Below are 261 nucleotides of genomic sequence, written 5' to 3'. Positions count from 1 at the left end.
CCTGCGAATTGGCAACGATGAAGCCAACGCGCAGACCGGGCGCCAGCGTCTTCGAGAAACTGCCGCAATAGATCGTGCGGGTAAGGCTGATATGACCCTTCCTGGCGATCTCGAGCGCCAGGATCGGCGGGATCGCCTCGCCGTCATAGCGCAGGTTCTGATAGGCCGCGTCTTCGATAACCGCGACATCCAGCTCTTCTGCCAGTGCCAGCACCTTTTCGCGTCCCTCGCGATCCACGCTCTCGCCGGTCGGATTGGAGA

1 protein-coding gene is annotated in these 261 nt (G+C 61.7%); it reads right to left on the bottom strand.

Annotation, left to right across the window (positions count from 1 at the left end; translation table 11 throughout):
- A partial coding sequence (locus SB764_RS41725; RefSeq protein ID WP_410866995.1) for an aminotransferase class I/II-fold pyridoxal phosphate-dependent enzyme occupies window positions 1–261 on the bottom strand: 261 nt, incomplete at both ends.

The organism is Paraburkholderia sp. SIMBA_027 (assembly GCF_046535315.1).
In the GTDB taxonomy this organism is placed as follows: domain Bacteria; phylum Pseudomonadota; class Gammaproteobacteria; order Burkholderiales; family Burkholderiaceae; genus Paraburkholderia; species Paraburkholderia tropica.
Note: the sequence above shows the minus strand (reverse complement) of the source record. Positions and strands in the feature narration are given on the sequence as shown.